The organism is Mucilaginibacter sp. P5_A6, assembly GCF_056400585.1.
The window spans coordinates 1-4,732 of record NZ_JBFUKZ010000064.1 but is presented as its reverse complement, the minus strand read 5'-3'; the positions used below and the strand labels follow the sequence as shown (position 1 = coordinate 4,732).

The 4,732-nt window shown below is 37.8% G+C and carries 4 protein-coding genes; all 4 read left to right on the top strand.

All coding sequences use genetic code 11. The features are described from left to right. On the top strand, positions 1-1,656 hold a 1,656-nt coding region (locus AC1DO4_RS27570; RefSeq protein WP_477420984.1), incomplete at its 5' end, for a GumC family protein. 409 nt (positions 1,657-2,065) lie between these two features. Further along, complete coding sequence (locus tag AC1DO4_RS27565) at positions 2,066-2,602, top strand: UpxY family transcription antiterminator (protein ID WP_477420983.1); 537 nt, start codon at positions 2,066-2,068, stop codon at positions 2,600-2,602. Continuing rightward, on the top strand, positions 2,592-3,890 hold the full coding sequence (locus tag AC1DO4_RS27560) for a nucleotide sugar dehydrogenase (RefSeq protein WP_477420982.1): 1,299 nt from the start codon (positions 2,592-2,594) through the stop codon (positions 3,888-3,890). Before AC1DO4_RS27565 ends, AC1DO4_RS27560 begins: the two co-directional genes overlap by 11 nt. Before the next feature lie 7 nt (positions 3,891-3,897). Further along, on the top strand, positions 3,898-4,732 hold an 835-nt coding region (locus tag AC1DO4_RS27555), incomplete at its 3' end, for a lipopolysaccharide biosynthesis protein (protein WP_477420981.1).

Here is a 4,732-nt window from a genome sequence, read left to right as displayed (position 1 = left end):
GTTATTAAGGAGTCAAATACCTTAGTGTTAAGTATTGTTGATGCGGTGCCACAACGGGGTATCGATATTTTAACCAATATGATTAATACTTATAATGCCGACAATGTGCGAAAGAAAAATCTTATGGCTGTTAATACCATCTTGTTTATTGATAAGCGGCTTAAAACAATGGAAAAGGATCTGTCATCTACAGAAGGCGATATCGAGGCTTATAAGCAGCAAAATGGTGCTTCTGAGATTGGTGCAGGTACACAAGTTAATTTGACAAAATCTGCCGAGTATAATCAATTGCTCGAAGAATCAAATGAGCAGTTAGGTATTGTAAAGTCTATTGAAGCCTATTTGAACGAGCCTGGCAATCAATATGATGCAGTGCCAAGTACAATGGGGTTAAAAGATCCTGTATTGAATACGCTGGTAACCCGTTTTAATGATCTTCAACTTGAAAGAAACAGGATGCTGAATAGTGCAAACCTGAGCAACCCACTCATTGAAAATTTAAGCAACCAGATAGCGAGCCTGCGTGCGAACATTAAAGAAAATTTAAACAACATTAAAAAAGGGTTTGCAATTGGGCATAAACTCCTCATACAAAACTCTGCGGAGTATGATTCAAGGATTCGTTTGGTGCCTTCAATTGAAAGAGGGCTTTTACAGCGGAGCAGAGAACAAAGCGTAAAAACTAACTTATATCAATATTTATTACAAAAAAGAGAAGAGACAGCCTTATCCTTGTCTGCCACAATTCCGTCATCACAAGTAATTGATAAACCGGCATACGACCCTAAACCCGAATATCCTAAACAGCAGTTGATGTACTTGCTGGGTAGTATTTTCGGCCTGTTCATCCCCGGGTTATTAGTTTTTGTAAGTCAAAAACTGAATTTTAAAATTAAACATACGTCAAACTTATTAAGTATAAAAGGGGTAAGGGTATTGGGAGAGCTTTGTCATAACGATGGACAACACAGCCAGGTAGCTATACATAGAGGAAGTACAACTGTTATTTCGGAATTGTTTAGATACATCCGTAGTAATATCGGGATATTGAACCAGGGCCTTCCGCATAAAACCATGTTGGTTACCTCATGTATGAAAGGAGAGGGCAAAACCTTTTTTAGCATCAACCTGGCATTAACCCTGTCTTTATTAAATAAAAGAGTGCTGATCATGGAGTTTGACTTGCGCAAACCTGATTTGCTCAAATCTATTGGACTGGAACAAAAAATGGGTATCACTGATTTTCTTGACGGAGATATTGATTCATTATATGATTGTATTCAGCCATATGGCGAAACAGGAAATTTATTTGTGTTAGGATGCGGAAGAATACCAGAAAACCCGTCTGAACTGTTATCAGACCAACGCGTTAATCAGCTTTTTAAATGGTGCAGTACTCAATTTGATTACATTATAATTGATACCTCACCAGTTGGTGCTGTTGCCGATGCCTTTAGCCTGGCTAACTTTGCAGATTTGAGTATTTACCTTGTACGTTACAATTATACAAGTACAGCGCAATTAGACGTGCTAAGGGATATTTACGACAACGATAAACTTAAAAACCTGATGGTTGTATTTAACGATGCAAAAAAAGAAAACCGCCCGGCCTATGCATATGGTGGTTATGGATATGCACCTGTTTACGGTGCTTAGTAGAATAGCTTTAATCATACAGGTTTACCTGTATAGTGGTAAGAATAGGATTTAGTGTTAGCGTATTTGATAGTTTGTATTTTCAACAAGGCACTATGTAAGTGGAGTGGCGAAGCTGTAAGCTATTAAAAGAATACTGTTTGTTACAAAATAAAATAAATTTTTTAAACACAAAACGCCATGTAAGTGGAGTGGCGAAGCTGTAACTGCCCAAGATTAGGTTACACGTTCTGTTGAGTTATAAAGATTTAATTTTTCTCCGGGTACTATTTTCGGAACCCTTTTTCAAAAATAAAATACCCCAACCACATCATGTAAGTGAGATGGCGAAGCCATGAATGCTCATATAAAATAGCCAGTTAATACACTTTGTTTTATGGAACCTCAACTAAATTTAAACAGAACTCCCGTGTCAAGTTTACATGAAAAAAAATGGCTTGTTATATATACCAGGCCCCGGTGGGAAAAAAAAGTCGACAAGCTTTTAAAGGAAAAGGGAATAGAATCTTATTGCCCGCTCAGGGAAGTTGTAAATCAGTGGGCCGATAGAAAAAAGGAAGTAAGCCTGCCTTTATTCAGCTCCTACATATTTGTTAATGTCGATTTGTATGATCAGGCAAATGTTCTTTACACTTTAGGTGTAATGGGTTATGTATACTATATGGGCAAACCTGCTGTGGTTAGAAGCACAGTAATTGAACAAATAAAAGATAACCTGGCAAATTATAAAGATTTGGAAATTGTGAACCTGCATGGTGTTTCGATAGGTGATACCGTAAAGATAAAATGTGGCGTACTTACAAATCAGCTTGGTAAGGTAATTCAAATACAAGGCAAAAATGTGCTTATGGTTTTTGATACCATTAACTGTGCATTGGTAACACGTGTGCCCCTTCAAAATTTAACAATTCAAAACTCAAATCAAAACCAAAACTATGAAAATTGAACAGTACGCACCTAAAATCGGAATTATAGGCCTTGGCTATGTCGGCCTGCCATTGGCAGTTGAATTTGCTAAGAAATATAAGGTATTTGGGTATGATATCAATGAAAACAGGATCAACCAACTTAGGTTAGGTATAGATCATACATTAGAAATTAATGAAGAACAGTTAAAAGCCGTAACAACGCCGGTTTGTACAACACCTGTGGGTTTATATTTTACTGATGAGATTGAAAAGTTAAGAGCCTGCTCTGTATACATAGTAACGGTTCCAACCCCGGTTGATAAAAATAACCGCCCAGATTTAACCCCATTAATAAATGCCAGCTTACTAATTGGCAAAGTGTTAAAAAAAGGCGATATAGTAGTTTATGAGTCAACCGTTTATCCTGGCGTTACCGAAGATGAGTGTATGCCCGTATTGGAAAAAGCCTCAAATCTTCGTTTTAATGTTGATTTTTTTGCCGGTTATTCTCCCGAAAGAATCAATCCGGGAGATAAATACCATACCGTAGCCAATATTCGCAAAATAACTTCTGGATCGACTCCTAAGATTGCAGATATTGTAGATAAACTTTATAACTCCGTTATAACTGCCGGTACCTTCAAAGCCGATTCAATAAAAGTTGCCGAGGCAGCTAAAGTTATTGAAAACGCGCAACGTGATATCAATATCGCATTTGTGAACGAACTGGCTATGATATTTAACAAGTTGGGAATTGATACACATAAGGTATTGGAAGCAGCGGGCACAAAATGGAACTTTTTAAATTTCAGGCCAGGGCTTGTTGGCGGGCATTGTATAGGCGTTGACCCTTATTACCTGGCTCAAAAGGCGCAGGAGGCAGGTTATCATCCTGAAATTATTTTGGCCGGTCGCCGTATAAATGATTCAATGGGCGCATATGTGGCCGATCAGTTTATAAAACAAATTACATGCCGTGGTACATCACTGATTAATGCTGAAGTATTGGTACTTGGTTTTACCTTTAAGGAAAACTGTCCCGATGTTAGAAATACACGTGTAATAGACATCGTTCGGCGCCTGGAAGAGTATAAGGTAAAGGTACATATACATGATCCATGGGCTAACGCCGAGCAGGCAAAACGAGCCTATGGGGTAATATGCGAGAACGGAGAATCTAAAACAAGAACTTATGACGGTATTTTACTTGCAGTAGCACATGATGAATTTAAGGACATGAATCTTAAAGATCTGTGTAAACCCAATACCGTCCTTTATGACCTGAAAGCATTTTTACCAGATAGTATTGTAAACGCCCGCCTGTAAAAATATTATGAGCTATAAAGAAAAAGCTGTTTCGGGCATACTATGGTCGTTGTGGCAGCAGATTAGTGCAAAATTAGTGGGATTTGGTATATCTATTTTCCTCGCCCGCATTCTTGATCCGTCGCAATTTGGATTGATAGCCATGTTATCGCTTTTTATAGCAATTAGTAACTCGCTATTAGATAGTGGTTTAACAGCATCGTTAATTCGTACGCCGGAAGCAGATCACCGGGATTTTTCAACTGTCTTTTATTTTAATCTCGCCGGTAGTTCCCTGTTATATGCGTTGCTTTTTTTATTCGCTCCACTCATAGCCGATTTTTATAATCAGCCAATATTAAAAGCGGTTGTACGTGTTTATAGTCTTATTTTAATTATAAACGCATTTTTTGGTGTACAAAGCACTATACTAATTAAGGATATGAAGTTTAAATTGCAAACCAATATTCAAATACCTGCAGCTATAGGAGGCGGTCTTTTGGGTATTTTACTTGCAAAATTGGGTTATGGTGTGTGGAGCCTGGTATGGATGGGATTATGTACTTCGTTTTTATCAACAGCTTTGCACTGGATTTATTCACCCTGGCGACCGGGTTTAGTGTTTGACAGGGAGCTTTTTAAAAAACATATCAATTTTGGTTATAAAATGACAGTATCGGGGTTAATAGATACTGTATACCAAAACCTTTATTTAATTATCATAGGCAAGTATTTTTCTGCGAGCCAGCTTGGTTTTTACTCCCGCGCAGATTCTCTTAGTCAATTACCAATAAGTAATATTTCGGCGGCCATTAATAAAGTTACTTATCCAATGTTTGCCCAGATAGCACATGATCCGGTAC

Excerpts from the sequence above, each read along its gene's own strand:
- AC1DO4_RS27560 (WP_477420982.1), top strand. The coding sequence starts at position 2,592 with ATGAAAATTGAACAGTACGCACCTAAAATCGGAATTATAGGCCTTGGC.